Origin of the sequence: Rhizobium sp. RU35A, assembly GCF_900156005.1 — a bacterium.
GTDB classification, from domain to species: domain Bacteria; phylum Pseudomonadota; class Alphaproteobacteria; order Rhizobiales; family Rhizobiaceae; genus Neorhizobium; species Neorhizobium straminoryzae.
The window spans coordinates 60,565-78,802 of record NZ_FTMR01000014.1 but is presented as its reverse complement, the minus strand read 5'-3'; the positions used below and the strand labels follow the sequence as shown (position 1 = coordinate 78,802).

The 18,238-nt window shown below is 63.6% G+C and carries 19 protein-coding genes; 12 read left to right on the top strand and 7 right to left on the bottom strand.

Annotation, left to right across the window (positions count from 1 at the left end):
* Window positions 1-7 precede the first annotated feature (7 nt).
* Window positions 8-985, bottom strand: coding sequence for a hypothetical protein (locus F3H95_RS27525; protein WP_244618113.1), 978 nt, complete (start codon window positions 983-985; stop codon window positions 8-10).
* 171 nt (window positions 986-1,156) lie between these two features.
* On the opposite strand from F3H95_RS27525, the gene F3H95_RS23735 reads away from it, so the two are divergent.
* Complete coding sequence (locus tag F3H95_RS23735; RefSeq protein WP_143127522.1) at window positions 1,157-1,600, top strand: metallopeptidase family protein; 444 nt, start codon at window positions 1,157-1,159, stop codon at window positions 1,598-1,600.
* 81 nt (window positions 1,601-1,681) lie between these two features.
* Here the strand turns inward: F3H95_RS23735 and F3H95_RS23730 are convergent, their stop codons facing one another.
* The gene (locus tag F3H95_RS23730) at window positions 1,682-1,888 is read right to left on the bottom strand and encodes a DUF1737 domain-containing protein (protein ID WP_143127523.1); all 207 of its coding nucleotides are present in this window, start codon (window positions 1,886-1,888) and stop codon (window positions 1,682-1,684) included.
* Complete coding sequence (locus F3H95_RS23725) at window positions 1,885-2,787, bottom strand: CoA ester lyase (RefSeq protein WP_149747769.1); 903 nt, start codon at window positions 2,785-2,787, stop codon at window positions 1,885-1,887. Before F3H95_RS23725 ends, F3H95_RS23730 begins: the two co-directional genes overlap by 4 nt.
* A gap of 113 nt (window positions 2,788-2,900) precedes the next feature.
* Between F3H95_RS23725 and F3H95_RS23720 the strand changes: the two genes are divergently transcribed.
* From F3H95_RS23720 to rfbC, 9 genes are all read left to right on the top strand, one after another.
* Window positions 2,901-3,134 carry a hypothetical protein gene (locus tag F3H95_RS23720; RefSeq protein WP_143127525.1) on the top strand — a complete coding sequence of 78 codons (234 nt, stop codon included), beginning with the start codon at window positions 2,901-2,903 and terminating at the stop codon, window positions 3,132-3,134.
* Window positions 3,135-3,300: 166 nt separating this feature from the next.
* The gene (leuD, locus tag F3H95_RS23715) at window positions 3,301-3,906 is read left to right on the top strand and encodes a 3-isopropylmalate dehydratase small subunit (RefSeq protein WP_143127526.1); all 606 of its coding nucleotides are present in this window, start codon (window positions 3,301-3,303) and stop codon (window positions 3,904-3,906) included.
* A gap of 150 nt (window positions 3,907-4,056) precedes the next feature.
* Window positions 4,057-5,166 (top strand): 3-isopropylmalate dehydrogenase, encoded by a 1,110-nt coding sequence (leuB, locus tag F3H95_RS23710; protein ID WP_149747768.1) that lies wholly within the window; start codon window positions 4,057-4,059, stop codon window positions 5,164-5,166.
* 297 nt (window positions 5,167-5,463) lie between these two features.
* Window positions 5,464-6,267 carry an ABC transporter permease gene (locus F3H95_RS23705; protein ID WP_149747767.1) on the top strand — a complete coding sequence of 268 codons (804 nt, stop codon included), beginning with the start codon at window positions 5,464-5,466 and terminating at the stop codon, window positions 6,265-6,267.
* A gap of 3 nt (window positions 6,268-6,270) precedes the next feature.
* Window positions 6,271-7,026: an ABC transporter ATP-binding protein gene (locus tag F3H95_RS23700; RefSeq protein ID WP_143127529.1), complete on the top strand. Its 756-nt coding sequence runs from the start codon at window positions 6,271-6,273 to the stop codon at window positions 7,024-7,026.
* A gap of 130 nt (window positions 7,027-7,156) precedes the next feature.
* A complete protein-coding gene (rfbB, locus tag F3H95_RS23695) occupies window positions 7,157-8,218 on the top strand; it encodes a dTDP-glucose 4,6-dehydratase (RefSeq protein ID WP_149747766.1) in 1,062 nt (353 codons plus the stop codon).
* A 3-nt stretch (window positions 8,219-8,221) separates the two neighbouring features.
* Entirely contained in the window at window positions 8,222-9,106 is an 885-nt protein-coding gene (rfbD, locus tag F3H95_RS23690; RefSeq protein WP_149747765.1) for a dTDP-4-dehydrorhamnose reductase, read from the top strand.
* 7 nt (window positions 9,107-9,113) lie between these two features.
* Window positions 9,114-9,998: a glucose-1-phosphate thymidylyltransferase RfbA gene (rfbA, locus tag F3H95_RS23685; RefSeq protein WP_143127532.1), complete on the top strand. Its 885-nt coding sequence runs from the start codon at window positions 9,114-9,116 to the stop codon at window positions 9,996-9,998.
* Window positions 9,998-10,543 carry a dTDP-4-dehydrorhamnose 3,5-epimerase gene (rfbC, locus tag F3H95_RS23680; RefSeq protein WP_149747764.1) on the top strand — a complete coding sequence of 182 codons (546 nt, stop codon included), beginning with the start codon at window positions 9,998-10,000 and terminating at the stop codon, window positions 10,541-10,543. The genes rfbA and rfbC overlap by 1 nt, the downstream gene beginning before the upstream one ends.
* 24 nt (window positions 10,544-10,567) lie before the next feature.
* Here rfbC and F3H95_RS23675 read toward each other — a convergent pair whose 3' ends face one another.
* Window positions 10,568-11,431 carry a glycosyltransferase family 2 protein gene (locus F3H95_RS23675; RefSeq protein WP_244618112.1) on the bottom strand — a complete coding sequence of 288 codons (864 nt, stop codon included), beginning with the start codon at window positions 11,429-11,431 and terminating at the stop codon, window positions 10,568-10,570.
* A gap of 333 nt (window positions 11,432-11,764) precedes the next feature.
* Between F3H95_RS23675 and F3H95_RS23670 the strand changes: the two genes are divergently transcribed.
* Window positions 11,765-12,574, top strand: a complete 810-nt coding sequence (locus tag F3H95_RS23670) for a phosphatase PAP2 family protein (protein ID WP_188134466.1) — start codon at window positions 11,765-11,767, stop codon at window positions 12,572-12,574.
* Window positions 12,575-12,629: 55 nt separating this feature from the next.
* Here the strand turns inward: F3H95_RS23670 and F3H95_RS23665 are convergent, their stop codons facing one another.
* The 3 genes from F3H95_RS23665 to F3H95_RS23655 form a co-directional block, all read right to left on the bottom strand.
* Window positions 12,630-14,537, bottom strand: a complete 1,908-nt coding sequence (locus F3H95_RS23665; protein ID WP_244618117.1) for a nucleoside-diphosphate sugar epimerase/dehydratase — start codon at window positions 14,535-14,537, stop codon at window positions 12,630-12,632.
* 67 nt (window positions 14,538-14,604) lie between these two features.
* Window positions 14,605-15,537, bottom strand: a complete 933-nt coding sequence (locus F3H95_RS23660) for an NAD-dependent epimerase/dehydratase family protein (protein ID WP_149747762.1) — start codon at window positions 15,535-15,537, stop codon at window positions 14,605-14,607.
* Window positions 15,534-16,622 carry a glycosyltransferase family 4 protein gene (locus F3H95_RS23655; RefSeq protein ID WP_143127536.1) on the bottom strand — a complete coding sequence of 363 codons (1,089 nt, stop codon included), beginning with the start codon at window positions 16,620-16,622 and terminating at the stop codon, window positions 15,534-15,536. Before F3H95_RS23655 ends, F3H95_RS23660 begins: the two co-directional genes overlap by 4 nt.
* Window positions 16,623-17,041: 419 nt before the next feature.
* Here F3H95_RS23655 and F3H95_RS23645 point away from each other — a divergent pair, with 419 nt between their 5' ends.
* Window positions 17,042-18,076 (top strand): aspartate-semialdehyde dehydrogenase, encoded by a 1,035-nt coding sequence (locus tag F3H95_RS23645; RefSeq protein WP_143127537.1) that lies wholly within the window; start codon window positions 17,042-17,044, stop codon window positions 18,074-18,076.
* Window positions 18,077-18,238: the final 162 nt, after the last annotated feature.

Here is an 18,238-nt window from a genome sequence, read left to right as displayed (position 1 = left end):
TGTGTCGTCAGGACGCCCGTTCGAACGCCCGTTCAAACGCCAGGACAGACCCCAGCGCCGGCGCAGGATCCGGTCGGTCGGCAGACGCGGAAAATGAAGCGCCAGAATGCGCGGCCTTCGGTTCGAAAGCCTGAGCCTGTCTTGCGGGGTCGAGAGCCAGGAAACGGCGGTCATGGGGGTTCCACTCCAGAAAGAAAGAGAGGGGAGCCGGGTTGCGGCTCTTCTCCAGGGTGAGACGGAAGACGGGATGGCCGATGCTGCCGCCGAGCATCGATCCGTCGGGAAGGCGCCGCGCAAGTGCCGGCGCCGGTTCGGCGAGGATGCGGAAGGCAGCACTCGATGCCTCCTCCTCGCCGGCCTGGCGCAGAAGCAGAAGCGGCCGCCCCGCCGCCTTTGCCCGAAGGCTCAGTCGGCGGCTTTCCGTCAGCCCGAAGGCGGCCGGATTGCCGCGTAGCTCGAGAAGCGTCGCGGCAAACAATCCGCTGTCCAGCGCCGCCTCCGCCAGCCACAGGGCATCTTCCAGCCGCTGCGGCAGCGCCTGGAAAAAGCGGCTGATGTCGAGCCCGAAAGCCTTCAGCCCGGGCGGATAGGGCAGGCCCGCCTCGCCTCCCCCCATCCGCTCGCCGATCCACAGGACTGGGCTGCATGTCCCATCCGGCTCCGCAGCCTGCAGAAGGGCCGCGAGCGACAGCGCAAAACCGCTTGCCGCGCCGGCATGGCGAAAGCCGAGGCTGCGGATCTCGGTCAGTGCATCGCGCGGCAGGCCGCCCTCCAGCGCCTGATCGAAGGCCGCGACATCGGTTTTCAGCCGCGCCTCTTCTGCCCGCCCCTGCGGCGCGACCGCGCGATCCGGACATTCCGCCAGCCGTTCGGCCAGCAGCCCGGCCTCTGCGGCCGCCTGTTCCGGAAGAGCGCGGCCTTCCAGGCGGGCAATCGTTTCGCGCAGGGCAAAAACCCTCTCCTGCGCCAGGGCAGGTCGTGCCATGACGTCGGCTCCATTCGAAATGTTCACTTTATGTTCTTATGGATTCCAGAGGCCGGCGGAAGAGTCAACAGGGCGGTGCGCGAGATTCATTTACGCTGCGCGCCTGCTGCTTGAATCCGCTCTCGAAAAAAATTCTCAAAAACCTTATATGGCTCCCAAAAAGGAGCACACATGGCCCGTGTCGACCAGACCGATGATTGGCGGGATCGCCACGCCCCGACCATCAGCACGTTCGAATCGCTGGCAATCGAGGCCTATGGGAATCTGCCGCAGGAATTCCGCGCGCTGACCCAGGACCTCACCATCGAGATCGAGGATTTTCCGGATGACGACGTGTTCGAGGACATGGCGCTGGAAACCCCCTTCGATCTGCTCGGCCTGTTCGAAGGCCGCGGCATTTCCGAGCGCTTTACCGTGGAAACCGGCGAATTGCCGAACCGCATCCGCCTCTATCGCCGCCCGATCCTGGATTACTGGGCGGAGAACGAGGAGACGCTGGGCGATATCATCACCCACGTGCTGATCCACGAGATCGGCCATCACTTCGGCCTCTCCGATGACGACATGGAGCGCATCGAGGAAAGCGCCGAAGAGGCGGCCGACCGCACGGGCTGAGCGGGGCCAGCGCATCCCCTTCGCAAAGAGTGCCCCGGATCGGCCGTCATGTCCGGTCCGGGGCGGCACGTTCAAGGGGTCTTACTGCTCGCCGAGCTTCATGCTCGGGTCGTAGTCCTTGCCGTGAACGGTCTTTACCACGGCCTGGCCGCAATACATCCTGTTTTCGGCGTGGTTGAAGGAAAGGCTCGGCGCGCCGTGCAGTTCCCAGCCCTTGTTGAGGGCGTCGGTCACCCGGTGGCAGAAGCTGGACTCATCGGGTCCGGTGAGGAAGCGGTAGACTTTCATGGCACTGTCTTTCTGTTTTCAAGGACCTGCACCAGAGCGAGCAGCCGTTCGGCCTCCTCCAGATGCAGGCGTTCGATCATGCGGCCGTCAAGGGGGATGACGTTCCGGTCTTCCGCCTCCGGCCGGGCAAAGGCGGCGGCGATGGCCTTCGCATCGGCGATCTCCTCGGCCGAGGGGGCAAAGGCCCGGTTGGCGGCGTCGATCTGGGCCGGGTGGATCAGCATCTTGCCGTCGAACCCCATCTCGCGGCCCTGCCGGCATTCGGCCTCGAAGCCGTCTTCGTCGCGGAAATCGTTGAACACGCTGTCGATGACGCAAAGCCCGTGCGCGCGCGCTGCCAGCACCACCTGCATCAGCCAGGGGACCAGAAAGGCGCGACCGGGCCGCGGCAGCACGCGGGTTTCCTTGCGCAGGTCGTTGAGGCCGATCACGAAGGCTTGAAGGCGCCCTGCCCTGTCGCGCGTGGCGGCAATTGCCCCGGCATTCAGCGTGCCGCGCGCCGTTTCCATCATCGCCCAGATCGCCACCTCCGGCCCGCAGCCGGCGGCATCGAGCCTCTCCTGGACAAAAAGAATATCCTGCGGGCGCTCCACCTTCGGCAAAAGCACCGCATCCGGCCGGACCGCCAGCACCAGGTCAAGATCGGCGGCCGCAAAGGGGGAGGACAGGTCGTTGATGCGGATGATGCGGGTCCTGCCGTCGCGGGCAAGAGCGGGAAGACGCTCGCGCAGGGCCTCGCGCGCCTCGTCTTTCCGCTCGGGAAACACCGAATCCTCCAGGTCGAAGATCACGCCGTCGCAGGCAAGCTGCGGAACCTTGTCCAGGGCCCGCGGGTTGATGGCGGGGACGCTGAGCAGGGAGCGATAGGGACGCGGCGTGAGAGAAAGGGTGCTGGGCATCGCGACTTTGTGACAAGCTTCGGGATGAGACGCAAGAGCGCACAGCTGCCAAGGCACTTGCAAGTGGAAACGGAAAGGCCCACATTCACGCAAGAAGAAAGGTTCATAAAACCATGCAGAACATCCGCGCAGTTTTCCTCGGTCTCATCGGCATTGCGGCGATTGGTAGCCTTGTGGTGCTGACGGCTTCCATCACCCTCGCCTTTGCCGGCATGCTGGCCGTCTTCACCGTTGTGCGTGCGCTGACCCCGCGCCTGAAGCCGGCACCGGTGCGCGCCCGCGCCAAGGGCGCCCGCCCCGACATGCGCGTCTGGAACGACGGTCGCGGCACGATCATCGATCTCTGATCCACGGTCTTCGGCGGTCTTCCGCGAATCACCGTGTTTCCGCTGGCCGACCGGCCAGCGTGGCGTTTGACAGGTCACAGTACCGTTTGACAGGAATGTGACCTTCAAATTGTCCGGGAATTGGTCTATGGCAGCATCCGCATCAAACGTCTCGCGGAGGCAGGTCATGGAAAAATTCGTCAAGCTCACCGGCGTTGCTGCGCCGCTTCCGGTCGTCAACATCGACACGGACATGATCATCCCGAAGGATTATCTGAAGACCATCAAGCGCACCGGCCTCGGCAAGGGTCTGTTTGCCGAGGCGCGCTATCGCGACGACGGCTCGCTGAACCCCGATTTCGTGTTGAACAAGCCGCAATACCAGAGCGCCAAGATCCTGGTCGCCGGCGATAATTTCGGCTGCGGCTCCTCGCGCGAGCATGCGCCCTGGGCGCTTCTCGACTTCGGCATCCGCTGCGTCATCTCCACCTCGTTTGCCGATATCTTCTACAACAACTGTTTCAAGAACGGCATCCTGCCGATCGTCGTCTCCCCGGATGACCTCGACAAGCTGATGGACGATGCCTCGCGCGGCTCGAACGCGGTTCTGACGGTGGATCTGGAAGCCCAGGAAATTTCGGGTCCCGATGGCGGCAAGATCACCTTCGACATCGACCCGGCCCGCAAGCACATCATGCTGGAAGGTCTCGACGACATCGCCACCACGCTGAAGAGCGATGCGGCGATCGCGTCCTTCGAAACGAAGGTCCAGTCGGAGCGTCCCTGGCTCTGAGCCGGCCTCCGCGCCCTCGGTCTTCGGGGGCGTCCGGACGGTCTGAAACACTCTGCGCCTCGTCCTGCGGCAGGCTCGGTCGGGGTTTGGGGGAGCGTGCCCCTGAAGGCGCGTCATGGTGAGCCTGCCCAGTTCAAGGACACCGGATTTATGTCTCACTCGCTCTTCCTTCTTCCCGGCGACGGCATCGGCCCCGAGGCCATGGCCGAGGTTCGCAAGATCATCGCCCACATGAACGAAGCCCTCGGCACCGGCTTCACCACCGATGAGGGCCTGGTCGGCGGCTCGGCCTATGATGCGCACGGCGTTGCCATTTCCGAAGAGGACATGGCCAAGGCCATGGCGGCCGATGCGGTTCTGTTCGGCGCCGTCGGCGGTCCGAAGTGGGATCACGTGCCCTATGAGGTGCGCCCGGAAGCCGGCCTCCTGCGCCTGCGCAAGGATCTCGAACTGTTTGCCAACCTGCGCCCGGCCATCTGCTATCCGGCGCTGGCCAGTGCCTCATCGCTGAAGCCCGAGCTGGTCGAAGGCCTCGACATCCTGATCGTGCGCGAGCTGACCGGCGGCGTCTATTTCGGCGAGCCGAAGACCATCACCGATCTCGGCAACGGCCAGAAGCGGGCCATCGACACGCAGGTCTACGACACCTACGAGATCGAGCGCATCGCCTCCGTCGCCTTCGAGCTGGCGCGCACCCGCAACAATACCGTCTGCTCCATGGAAAAGCGCAACGTCATGAAGTCGGGCGTGCTCTGGAACCAGGTGGTCACCGAAACCCACAAGGCGAAGTTTTCCGACGTGAAGCTCGAGCACATGCTGGCCGATGCCGGCGGCATGCAGCTGGTGCGCGCGCCAAAACAGTTCGACGTGATCGTCACCGACAACCTGTTCGGCGACATGCTGTCCGACGTTGCCGCCATGCTGACCGGCTCGCTCGGTATGCTGCCGTCGGCCTCGCTCGGCGCTCCGGATGCCAAGACCGGCAAGCGCAAGGCGCTCTACGAGCCGGTGCACGGTTCGGCGCCGGATATTGCCGGCAAGGGCATCGCCAACCCGATCGCCATGATCGCCTCGTTCGCCATGTGCCTGCGCTATTCGTTCAACATGGTGGTCGAAGCCGACCGCCTGGAAAAGGCGATCGCCAACGTGCTCGACAAGGGCATCCGCACCGGCGACATCATGAGCGAAGGCGCAACCCGCGTCGGCACTTCCGAGATGGGCGATGCCATCCTCGCAGAGTTCAAGGCGCTGTCTGCCTGATCAGGCAGGGTTCGCGCTCTCTTGCGCCTTCTCATCGATCACATGCCCCGCCGTCGTGCGGGGCATTTTCATGTGTGCCGCAAGTCCGCCAAGGTCCTCGCATAGGAGCAGTCTCGTCCGTCGCGTGGATCCCGAGGGGGCGGTCTATGGTTGCGTCGCCGTTGCGGCGCCCTATAACCCCTTCCGGGTGCGTTGCGGGATGCGCCCGGCCGCAAGAACATCGAGTGTGGCAGGCGGGACATTTCGTCCTTGATGTCCGGCTGATATGAAGCGCCGGGTGGCGGCCGGAAAGAAGGAATGGTAATGCGATCAAGCAGCAATTTCGGGCGTGCCATTGAGGATATCGCAGGCGGCTTGTCGCGCCGCGAGCTGTGGCTCTATCTCGGCTGGCAGGATGTGCGCAAGCATTACCGCCGTTCGGTCATCGGCCCCTTCTGGCTGACGCTGTCGATGGGTATCATGGTGCTTGGCATCGGTATTCTCTACTCGCAGATCTTCCGCATCGACGTACAGGTCTATCTGCCCTACATGGCGGTCGGCATCATCCTGTGGGGACTGATCGGCCGCCTGATCACCGATGCCTGCACCGTCTTCACGCAGGCCGGTGATGCGCTGCGCCAGATCAAGGTACCCCTCAGTGTGTATATCTTCCAGTTCGTCTGGAGTCAGATCCTCACCTTCGCCCACAATTTCGTCATCTATGTCATCGTCGCCATCGTCTTTGCCGTGCCACTTAGCTGGGATGCGCTGCTGGTCTTTCCGGGACTTGTCCTGATCGTCCTGAACGGCATCTTTGCCACGATGATCCTGGGGCCCGTCTGTGCCCGCTTTCGCGACGTGCCGATGATGATTGGCAGCCTGATGCAGCTCCTGTTCTACATGACGCCCATTGTCTGGCATGGCGAGCAGCTGTCGAAAGGGCTTTGGCTTCTGATGCTGAACCCCTTCTACCATTTCATCGAGATCGTCCGCCGGCCGTTGATGGGGCAGCCGAGCGTGCTGGAAAACTGGCTGGTCTGTGGCGTCATCACCGTCGTCATGGGCGCTGTCGCCGTGCTGTTCTTTGCCCGCTACCGGGCGCGTATCGTGTATTGGAGCTGATCCTTGGCCAGCATTACCCTTTCCGGGGTTGTCGTCGATATTCCGATCTATGACAACGGCAGCCGTTCGATCAAGAATAGCGTCCTGTCGGTGGCAACCGGCGGTCAGATCCGTCCGCGGGACGGCACCAACCGCATTGTCGTGCGTGCACTCGATGCGCTGGATCTGCATGTCGCGCATGGTGACCGGGTCGGGCTGATCGGTCACAATGGCGCGGGAAAATCGACAATCCTGCGCGTTATGTCCGGCATCTATGAACCGACGGCCGGTTCGGTCTCCATCGATGGCGAGGTGGCCTCGATGTTCAACATCGGCTTTGGCATGGACCCGGATGCCACGGGCTGGGACAACATCATCCTGCGCGGCATGTATCTCGGTTTCAGTCGCCGCGAGATCGAGGCCCGCTCCCAGGAGATCGGCGAACTGACCGGACTTGGCGAGTTTCTCGACATGCCGCTCCGGACCTACAGCGCCGGCATGTCCACCCGCCTTGCCTTTGCCATTTCCACCGCCATCAGCCCGGAGATCCTTTTGATCGACGAGGGGATCGGCGCTGGCGATGCCGCCTTCCTCAGCCAGGCGCAGGAGCGCATGCGCAAGTTCATCGGCAAGGCCGGCATTCTCGTGATGGCCTCGCATTCCAACGATCTGCTGCTCTCCTGGTGCACCAAGGGCATCTGGATGGAGCATGGCCGCATCCGGATGCAGGGCAGGATTGACGAGGTCATCAAGGCTTACAAGGAATCACTGGCGGGTTAGAGGCGTGTGGCCGCACGGGGAGAAGAGCGGCCTTTTCGCCCCTGTGCATGGTTTTGGCTTCCGAATTGGCCTAAGAGGATTTGCGTGCCGCAAATCGCGGTTGTGGAACGGCTTGGAGAGACGGGACGGCATGACGATACTGGTGACGGGTGGGGCAGGCTTCATCGGAAGCAATTTCGTGCTGGACTGGCTGTCCGGCAGCGACGAGACGGTCGTCAATGTCGACAAGCTGACCTATGCCGGTAACCTGCAGAACCTGGAATTGCTTGCCGGCGACGACCGGCACGTCTTCGTGCGCGCCGATATCGGTGACAGCCAGGTCATCGCCGATCTCCTGGCCCGTCACCAGCCGCGCGCAATCGTCAATTTTGCCGCTGAATCGCATGTGGACCGCTCCATTCACGGGCCGGCCGATTTCATCGAGACCAATGTGGTCGGCACGTTTCGCCTGCTGGAGGCGGTGCGGGCCGACTGGGCGGCGCGCTCGCCCGAGGCCCGCCAGGGCTTTCGCTTCCTGCATGTCTCGACCGATGAGGTCTACGGTTCGCTCGCCGCAGAGGATGCGCCGTTCCGGGAAACCAATCGCTACGAGCCCAACAGCCCCTATTCGGCCAGCAAGGCGGCCTCGGATCATCTGGTGCGCGCCTATCACCACACCTACGGCCTGCCGGTGCTGACCACCAATTGCTCCAACAATTACGGCCCCTACCATTTCCCGGAAAAGCTCATCCCGCTGTGCATCCACAATGCGCTCGCGGGCAAGCCGCTGCCGATCTATGGTGACGGTCAGCAGATCCGCGACTGGCTCTACGTGACGGACCATTGCTCTGCCATTCGTGCGGTGCTCGAAAAGGGGCGCCTTGGCGAAACCTACAATATCGGTGGCTGGAACGAGAAGGCCAATCTGGACGTGGTGCGCACGCTCTGCGCCGTTCTGGATGAGCTTCAGCCGCGCGCCGATGGCCTCTCCTATGCCGAGCAGATCCGCTTCGTGACCGATCGGCCTGGTCATGACCGCCGCTATGCGATCGATGCCACGAAGATCGAGCGTGAGCTCGGCTGGCGGCCGGCAGAGACCTTCGAGACCGGCATTGCCAAGACGGTACGGTGGTATCTCGATCATCAGGACTGGGTCGAGAACGTCACCAGTGGTGCCTATCAGCGCTGGATCGGCCAGCAATACGGAGCCTGAGCCATGCGCATTCTTCTGACGGGCCGCAATGGCCAGGTGGGGTTCGAGCTGCAGCGCGCGCTGGCGCCGCTCGGAGAGGTCCTTGCCTTCGATCGCGCCGGTCTCGACCTTGCCGACGAGACGGCGATCCGTGCGCGGCTGCGTGACCTGCGGCCGGATGCGATCGTCAATCCGGCCGCCTATACTGCCGTCGACCGGGCGGAAACCGACAGCGAAACGGCCGAGGCGATCAATGCGGTCGCGCCGGGCGTTCTCGGCGAAGAGGCGGAACGGCTCGGGGCGCTCGTCATTCATTATTCCACCGATTACGTGTTCGATGGGCAGGCAACCGGTTTCCAGCGTGAGGCGGACCCGACCGGCCCGCAGGGCGTCTATGGCCGCACCAAGCTTGCCGGAGAACAGGCGCTGGCCCGGACCGGCGCGCGCCACCTGATTTTTCGCACTAGCTGGGTGTTCGGTGCGCATGGGGCCAATTTCCTGAAGACCATGCTGCGGCTTGCCGCCGAGCGTGAGGCTCTGTCGGTTGTGGCAGACCAGATCGGCGCGCCGACTGCAGCCAGCCTGATTGCCGATGTCACCGCACATGCGCTGCGCCAGGCACTGCGGGAGCCTGCCTCCGTGCCGGATGGCGTCTATCATCTGGCGGCTGCCGGCGAAACCAGCTGGCATGCCTATGCATCCCACGTGATTGCCGGGGCGAGAGCCGCCGGCCGGCCCCTTCGCGTTGCCGAGGATGCCATCCGGCCGATCCCCGCTGCCGACTATCCGACACCCGCCCGGCGGCCGGCCAATTCGCGGCTCGATACGGAAAAACTCCGCAACACCTTCGGTCTCGTCCTGCCCCACTGGCGGGATGGCGTCGATCACGTTCTCCAGCAGATACTCTAGGGCAGCCATGACATCACGCAGAGGTATCATTCTCGCAGGCGGGGCCGGCACACGCCTTCATCCTGCAACACTGGCCATCTCCAAGCAGCTGCTGCCGGTCTACGACAAGCCGATGATCTATTATCCGCTGACCACGCTGATGCTGGCGGGGATCCGCGAGATCCTCATCATCTCGACGCCGCAGGATACGCCCCGCTTCGAGTCCCTGCTGGGCGATGGCTCGCAATGGGGCATCAGCATCGACTATTGCGTGCAGCCGAGTCCCGATGGGCTCGCGCAGGCGTTCATCCTCGGCCGGGATTTTCTGGGCGATCGGCCAAGCGCGCTCGTGCTCGGTGACAACATCTTCTACGGTCACGATTTCCAGAAGCTGCTGCGCAATGCCGCAGCCGGGGAGGCGGGAGCCACTGTGTTCGCCTACCACGTGAAGGATCCGGAGCGGTATGGTGTCGTAGCATTCGATGCCGAGCGCCGGGCGCTTTCGATCGAGGAGAAGCCGCAGGTTCCGAAATCGAACTATGCGGTGACGGGGCTCTATTTCTATGACAATCAGGTCTGTGACATCGCCGCCAGCATCCGTCCGTCTGCGCGGGGCGAACTGGAGATCACCGATCTCAACAATGTCTACCTCGCGCGCGGCCAGCTGAATGTCGAAATCATGGGGCGCGGCTATGCCTGGCTCGATACCGGCACTCATGATTCGCTGCTCGAAGCCGGCTATTTCATCGCCACCATCGAGAAGCGCCAGGGACTGCGCGTCGCCTGCCCCGAGGAAATTGCCTACCGCGCCGGCTGGATCGATGCAGCGCAGCTGGAGGCGCTGGCAAAGCCGCTGCTGAAAAGCGGCTACGGCGCCTATCTGCAGACCATTCTGAAAGAGGACGTGTTCTGATGCAGGCTGTGAGAACCGCCATTCCCGATGTCGTGATCCTCGAGCCGAAGGTGTTCGGCGACGAGCGCGGCTTCTTCTTCGAAAGCTTCAATGCACGGCAGTTTCGCGAGGCGACCGGCCTTGAGCGTAGCTTCGTGCAGGACAATCATTCGAAATCGGCCAAAAACGTGCTGCGCGGCCTGCATTATCAGCTGCACCAGCCGCAGGGCAAGCTGGTGCGCGTGGTGCAGGGTGCCGTCTTCGATGTCGCCGTCGATCTGCGCCGGTCGTCATCGACCTTCGGGCACTGGGTGGGCGTCATGCTCAGCGCTGAAAACCGCCGGCAGCTCTGGGTGCCGGAAGGCTTTGCCCACGGCTTTCTGGTGGTGAGCGACAGCGCGGAGTTCCTCTACAAGACCACCGATTTCTATGCGCCCGAACATGAGCGCAGCATCCTCTGGAATGATCCCGCCATCGGCATCGAATGGCCGGTCGAGGCAGCGCCGACGCTCTCGGCCAAGGACGCGGCGGCCATCACGCTGGAGCGTGCCGAAACCTATCCGTAATCGTCGTTTGCGCAGGCTGCGGCCTCAGACGACCCGCCAGCCGAACTTGCGATAGAAGGTCAGGGCGGATCGGGCGAATTGCCGGATGTGCCAGAACCCCTTGGCCCCCGCATTGCCGCCGCCATGCACGATCCGCACCTGCGGGACATAGGCAATGCGGGTCATCCGGCCCGCCCGCAGCGACAGGTCGAAATCCTCGAAATAGAGGAAATAGTCCGGATCGAAACCCTTGAGTGCCCTCAGCACCCCGCTGCGGAAGAGCATGAAGCAGCCGCTGACGATCGGCGGATCCCAAGACACCGCGTCTGGCGACATGTCCGCCATCTGGTAGTGGTCGAGCCTGCGGCGAAACAGCCGACGCAGACCGGCTGGTGCAAATCCCCGCAGCGCGAGATCGACCAGTGCCGGATAGCGCTTGCAGAGAAACTGCCGCTGCCCGTCGCGCCCTTCGGCGAAGGGTGTCAGAAGCCCGCAGTCCGGATGAGCCTCCATGAAATGGAGTGCTTGCGCCAGTGCGTCCGGTGCCATCTCCACATCGGGGTTCAACACCAGATGGAAGCGGCCGAGACGGTCCAGGACCAGATTGTTGGCGCGGCCATATCCAACATTGCCCTGTCCGGCGATGACGCTGACCGGCAGGCCGGCAAAGCCTTGCGCGATGCGGGGGGCGAGATCGGAGGGCGACGAATTGTCGATGATGGTAATGGCGACAGGGCCGGCGAGGTGGCTGGCCGCAAGGGCAAGGCTTGTCAGCGTTCGCTCCAGCTCCGTCCGGTCAGGTCGGTAGGTGACGATCGATACCGAAAGGCTGGGGGGTGCCATGGTGTCTCTTTCCACCGTGCCTGTCATCGAGCCGACCATGGCTGCAGAAACCTTGCTGTCCGCCACCTGTGCGTCTTCCTTCCTGTTGCGCATCCTGTGGTCTAGGGGCCAACCGTTGGCGCATCAATGCCTATCATGATCCGGATAGTCGCTTCCCGGCGTGGATATGGCAGCGAACTGTGGCAAGGCGAGGGGGAGCAGTCAAATGCAGCGGGAATGTTCCGCCTGGCGTCCGTCTCCTGCGTCAAGTGTGCATGGCACAGTTCTGCATCCACCGGTGTGAGATGCGATCGATGCCAGCGGAAAAAATTCATCAAACACGTTCAAAAATCCGATTTCGTGAAACGGCTGTCACAGAAGGCGGCGACACTCACGCTCCATTGTGGGAGAGCGGGCCGAATGATCGCGAAGCTGAAAAGGCGTCAGCAACGTTACTGCACGGGAAGTCGGGCAAATTGCCATTTTGCTTTCCTTCTTCTTGCGGTCAACTTTATTCTGCTTGCTGTCTTTCTGCTGGATGCGCCGGTTTCGGCCTATGTCCGCCAGTCGCCGTCTTTCCTGAAGCCGATCAGCAATGCCATCACGGATTTCGGCACCTCTGGCTGGATTCTGCTGGCCAGCTCTGTCCTGTTTTTCGAAGCTCTCACCAGCGCACGGCTGGCGCGCCACTGCAAGGCCCGCTTCGAGGCCTTGTTCATCGGGCACGTGGCGGCCTATGTCTTTCTCTCCATTGCTCTTTCCGGCCTGCTTGCCAACCTTGCCAAGCGGCTGATCGGCCGGGCCCGCCCGCTGTTCCAGACGGATGGTAGCGTTCTGGACCTCTCGCCGCTGCACGGCAGCTACCGGTTCGAAAGCTTCCCTTCCGGTCATGCCACCACGATCGGCGCCATCATGATGGCCGTGGCGCTGATGGCGCCGCGCTATCGGGTTCCCTGCTTGGTGCTGGCGCTCTGGCTCGGCTTTTCCCGCGTCATCATCGGCGCGCATTTCCCGAGCGACGTGATGGCAGGCCTGCTGTTCGGCGCCTGGTTTTCCGTCTTCATGGCCAGCCAGTTCGCCCGCCACGGCCTGCTGTTCGATGTGCCTGCCGAAGGCCTGCCCCGCCTGATGCGCCGGCTTCCACTCCGTCGCCTGCCGCGGCGGGCCGGCTGGCGCTGGCCAGGAGCGATCACCCTTCCGAGCCCCGTGCGGCTTTTGCGGATCGGCTGATCCGGTTGCATCTTCCCCGGACAAACTCCAAGGCCTGTGCCCGGATGAAGGCGTGTCAGGACGTGGCCTGGTCGAGAGCCTGGGGCTGTGAGACCGCATCCATGCCGATGGTGCAGAACAGGATCTCGCGGGCGCGATTCTCATCCTGGCGCTGCACGGCCGCCCGCAGGGCCTGCAGGCTTTCCGGCAGGTCGTTCTGGGCTGCGGCCCGCGCATTGGCGCGCATGATTTTCGGATGCTGGGTCGCAAGCGCATTGGCGATATCGTAGAACAGCTCCTCGCACTTCTTCTCGCCCGGCCGGCTGCCGGTGACGCGGATCTCGATGCCATTCGGGTTGCCGGCGTCACGCACTGTGAAGCCGGCAAGACGGATCATGTTTTCCGCGAGGTCGCCAATACGCACTGGCTCACCCATGTCGAGGAGGAAGATGTCGCCGCCTTCCGACAGTGCGCTCGACTGCACGATCAGTTCAACGGCCTCCGGGATCGACATGAAATAACGCTGCATGTCCGGATCGGTCACCGTCACCGGGCCGCCCTGGGCGATCTGCTGCTTGAAGAGCGGCACTACCGAGCCGTTCGAACCCAGCACATTGCCGAAGCGCACCGCGCAGAACCGCTGGCCGCGGCCAGACGCTTCTGCCGTCACCGCCATATGCCGCATGATCAGCTCGGCCCAGCGCTTCGTGGCACCCATCACATTGGTCGGGCGGACGGCCTTGTCGGACGAGATCAGCACGAAATGGCCGACACCGGTCTCAAGCGCCACCCTCATCACGGTCTGCGTCCCGAACACGTTGTTCTCGATGCCTTCCAGCACATTGGCCTCCACCAGCGGTACGTGCTTGTGGGCTGCTGCATGGTAAAGCACTTCGACGCCATGCGTCTCGATGGCTGCCCGGATGCGGGCCTCATGCGTGATGGAGCCGAGCACGGGCACGACCTCGCACCGTGCCTGCGCGGCAAGCTCCCTGTCGATCTGGTAGAGAGCGAACTCGTTGGCTTCGAACAGTACCAGCTTCCTGGGCTGCCATTGCACGATCAGCCGGCACAGTTCGGAGCCAATGGAGCCGCCGGCCCCGGTGACCATGATGACCCGGTCCTTCAGCATGCCTGCGATGAGGGCGCGATCTGGCGGCACGAAGGAACGGCCGAGCAGCTCGTCGATGCGGATCTCGCGGATCTGGTTGGCAAGATAGCGGCCATCGACCAGATCGGTAATGTCGGGCACGGTGCGGATCTTCACCCCGAGCCCGCTCAGGCGACCGATCACGCTGCGGCGCCTATCGGCGGGCAGGGTGGAAAGCGACAGGATGATTTCCTGGATGCCGTAGAGCCGGATCAGCCTTGGCAACTGGTTCGGATCATAGACCCGGTAACCGCCGACATCGCGACCGTGATGGGTCGGATCCTCGTCGAGGAAGCCGACGATGAAACGGTTGCTGGTTCCCCTCAGCGCGGCGGCGAGCTGCACCGAGGAGGTGCTGGCACCGTAAATGAAGATCGGCTGATCCTCCCGTCGCATGCCCGTTCCGTGACTGAGGATGATCTTGGCGGAAAAGCGCGAGCCGCCGATCAGCGCCGAACCGATCGCGAAATAGAAGAAGGGGATCGAGCGCGGCACGATATCGCGCCCCGCCATTTCCAGCACGAAGACCAGCATCACCCACAGGATCGTCGCAAGGCCCATGGCGCGCACGATGGTCCACATGGCGCTGTCGGGCAAGTAGCGGATCACCGCACGGTAGAGACCGAGACGGATGAAGACCGGGATGGCCACGGCCGGTGCCATCACCGCAAGAGCAATGCGTTCGAACGTGAGTTCGGGCATCCAGTCGGCGTAGCGCAACGCGTAGCTCGCCCATAGCGCAAGCAGCAGTGTCATCACGTCGAAGCCGACCAGCAGGATCCGCTTCCAGAGACGTGGTGTCGTTTCCATCACGTGGCGCAGCAGGCCCGTCATCATGGTGCAGGCACCGCCGCCCGACACTGGAAGGGACCGAACCCGTTCTCTCCACCCACATGCGATCTCATCGAGGTGTCCTTGCGTGTGTCACGGTCCGCTGAAGCCCTGTGGCCAGAGAATAGGGCGGAAGCCAGTCGAGACGAGCCTTGGTCTGGCCTATATCCACCTGAAGACTGCTAAGCAAGCGATCGCTCATGCTTCGTTTGCCTGCAAGGGTTGCAATCGTCCGCAACAAGGAAACGGGTACGGGCAGCGCCAGGGCGCGCCGCCCCTGCAGTGTTGCCAGCCGGGCGAACAGCTCGCGCGTGGAGACATCCTCGTCATCGCTCACCATCAGGATCTCGCCTGCCGCCGCCGGATGGCCTGCGGCACGGACCAGAAGATCGCAGAGCGTTTCGACATAGACCAGCGAGCGACGGTTGTCCAAGGCGCCGAAGGGGCAGGGCAGGCCGCTGCCGGCCCAGCGCATCAGCAGGCTGAAATTGGCGCCGACGCCCGCACCATAGACGAGCGGAGGGCGCACCACAGTCAACTCCATGCCGCTTTGTGCGGCGAGCGCGACGAGGGCAGCTTCCGCGTCTGCCTTGGAGCGGCCGTAGGCATCCTGCGGGGCAGGGGGATCGGTCGGCGTGAAGGGGCGGCCGGGCTCGGTATGTTCCCCGTTCACCTTGATCGAGCTGACGAAGACGAAACGGCGGATGCCGGCATGGGCGGCCTGATGCGCAAGGGCGAGCGTACCCTCGACGTTGACGGCGCGAAAGGCAGCCTCGGCATCGGCGGCTGTTTCCCTCAGCACATGGGCGCGGCCGGCAAGATGGATGACGGTGTCCACACCCGCAAGCGCCGGGCCCCAGTCCGTCCCGGCCGACAGGGGACCGGTCGTGATGCAGCCCGGGGCAGAGCGCCGGCTTGCGGCGCGGAAGTCCATCTGGCGTTCCCGCAGGATACGGCAGAGATGCCCGCCGACAAAACCGGTGGCACCGGTCACCAGGATCATCGGCGCTCTCCGACGGGCGGGCGACCGAGCAGCCGACGATAGGCGCCAAGGCTCGCCGGCTGATCGTCCGGAAGGCCGGCGCCGGCGACCAGAGCACCGGTTGCGGCCAGAGCATAGACGCAGACCACGATCACCCAGCCGATAACGCCGTGGCCTGCCAGGAGGGCAAGCGGCAGCAGCACAAGCATATTGAGGCCGGCCGCCGCGAGCGTCACGGGCCGTGCGCCACCGAACCGGCGCGACAGGCGCTGATAGGCATGCGAACGGTGGCCTTCGGTCAGTTGCTCGCGGCGGAGGAACCGCACGATAAGCGTCACCGTCGCATCCGCGGCAAACACCACTGCCAGCAGCAGCCATTGCGGCAGGCTCACCCAGCCCGCGGCCAGGCTTGCCATGGCGATCGCGGCAATCGAGAAGCCGAGAAACAGGCTGCCGGCATCGCCCATGAAGATCCGGGCCGGCGGAAGATTGAAGGCGAGGAAGCCGAGTGTCGCGGCCGCGAGGGCCGCCATGTACCACCACAGCCAGCTTTGGCCGGCGCCGTCCGTCGTCAGCAGGGCGATTGTCATGGCCGAGGCCATCATCGCCGCCGCCTGCTGGCCGGCAATGCCATCTATGCCGTCCATGAAATTGAAGAGGTTGATCCACCAGACGCCGCCGACCAGCAGGAGCACGGCCAGCAGGGCCGCCGCGACGGTTCCTGCTTCGCCGGCAAGCGCGGCTGCGCCGCCCGTCGCCCAGATCGCGGCAGCCACCAACAGCGCCTGCGCCGGCAGGCGTATCCGTGGCGACAGAGGCCAGCGGTCATCGATGAGGCCGATCGCCGCCATGGCCAGACCGCAGAACAGAAGGGTGGAGGCCGGCTGCAGGGCGTGATCGGTGCCCTTCAGCAGCAGAAGGCCGGCCGCGGTCGTCCCCGCCACGATGCCGGTTCCGCCGCCGGTGGGCGTCGGTCGCACATGTGAGGAGCGCGCGCCTGGCACCTGGACAAGACCAAGCTGGCCTGCCTTGCGGATCAGCAGGAGAACGACGCATGCGCTGAGGGTGATGGCGAGGATAATGCTTGCAAGGCTGAGCGCGTTCATGCCGCTCTGTCCTGTCGCGGACCGGTTGCAGCGCTTGCGGATGTCGCAGTCCCGTCCTCCAGGGTTTTCATGGATTCTCCCTGCTCTTGGCGCGGATTTTCCGGACGATGCCGCACCGCTTCGGCCGCCGGACCGCTTGACTCGTTCGTGAAATCTTCTAAGGAGTTGGCACGAAGGGAAGCAAGAATGTATCGCGCCGACATGCACATCGCCGATTCATTTGGTCCGGCACCTGTTGCCGGAGCGCAGCTTCTCGCATGCGCATCCTCCAAAACCAAGGCCAAAACGACGACGAAAACCGTCTGACGTCTCTGGCCTACCGCTCTCTCCCCGGTTCGGCCGGGGACAAGGAACAGCACGCGCGCTGCGTCGTGGTTCCCCTCCCAGACCCGAGGAGAGAAGAGAAAGAGAGCAGTGAAATGGGTTTCAAGATTGCAGTTGTGGGCGCGACCGGAAATGTCGGCCGGGAAATGCTGAACATCCTGTCGGAACGCGGTTTTCCGGCCGATGAAGTGGTGGCGCTGGCGTCCGCCCGCAGCCAGGGCACGGAAGTCTCCTTCGGCGACAAGACGCTGAAGGTGTCCAACCTCGAGCACTATGATTTCTCCGATACCGATATCTGCCTGATGTCGGCCGGCGGCACCATTTCCCAGAAGTGGTCGCCGAAGATCGGTGCGCAGGGCTGCGTCGTCATCGACAACTCGTCGGCCTGGCGCTACGATTCCGAGGTGCCGCTGATCGTTCCGGAAGTGAATGCCGATGCGGTCACCGGCTTTTCCAAGAAGAACATCATCGCCAACCCGAATTGCTCGACCGCCCAGCTCGTCGTGGCGCTGAAGCCGCTGCATGATTTTGCCAAGATCAAGCGCGTTGTCGTCTCCACCTACCAGTCGGTCTCCGGCGCCGGCAAGGAAGGCATGGACGAACTGTTCTCGCAGACGCGCGCCGTCTTCGTCGCCGATCCGGTCGAATCCAAGAAGTTCACCAAGCGCATCGCCTTCAACGTGATCCCGCACATCGATAGCTTCATGGAAGACGGCTATACCAAGGAAGAGTGGAAGGTGCTGGCCGAAACCAAGAAGATGCTGGATCCGAAGATCAAGGTTACCTGCACGGCCGTGCGCGTGCCGGTCTTCATCGGCCATTCGGAATCGGTCAATATCGAGTTCGAGAACGAGATCACCGCCGATCAGGCCCGCGACATCCTGCGTGAGGCTCCCGGTTGCCTCGTTGTCGACAAGCGGGAAAACGGCGGCTACGTGACCCCGGTCGAATGCGCCGGCGAGGATGCCACCTACATCTCGCGCATCCGCGAGGATGCGACCGTCGAGAACGGCCTCAACATGTGGGTCGTCTCCGACAACCTGCGCAAGGGTGCCGCGCTGAACGCCGTGCAGATTGCCGAGCTTCTCGTCAATCGCGGCCTCATCAAGCCGCGCAAGCAGGCTGCCTGAGCCTTCACCCGGTGAGGGCGACGGCCTCGGGGCCCGCCCCGGATGTCTTCGGCCCGACAGTCGAAAGTGGCTGTCGGGCGCTTTCCGCGAGGAATGATTGCCTCCCTCCCTCACCTTCACGATATTTTCAGGTTTCACGATATTGTCGCAGGCGGCGGCGCG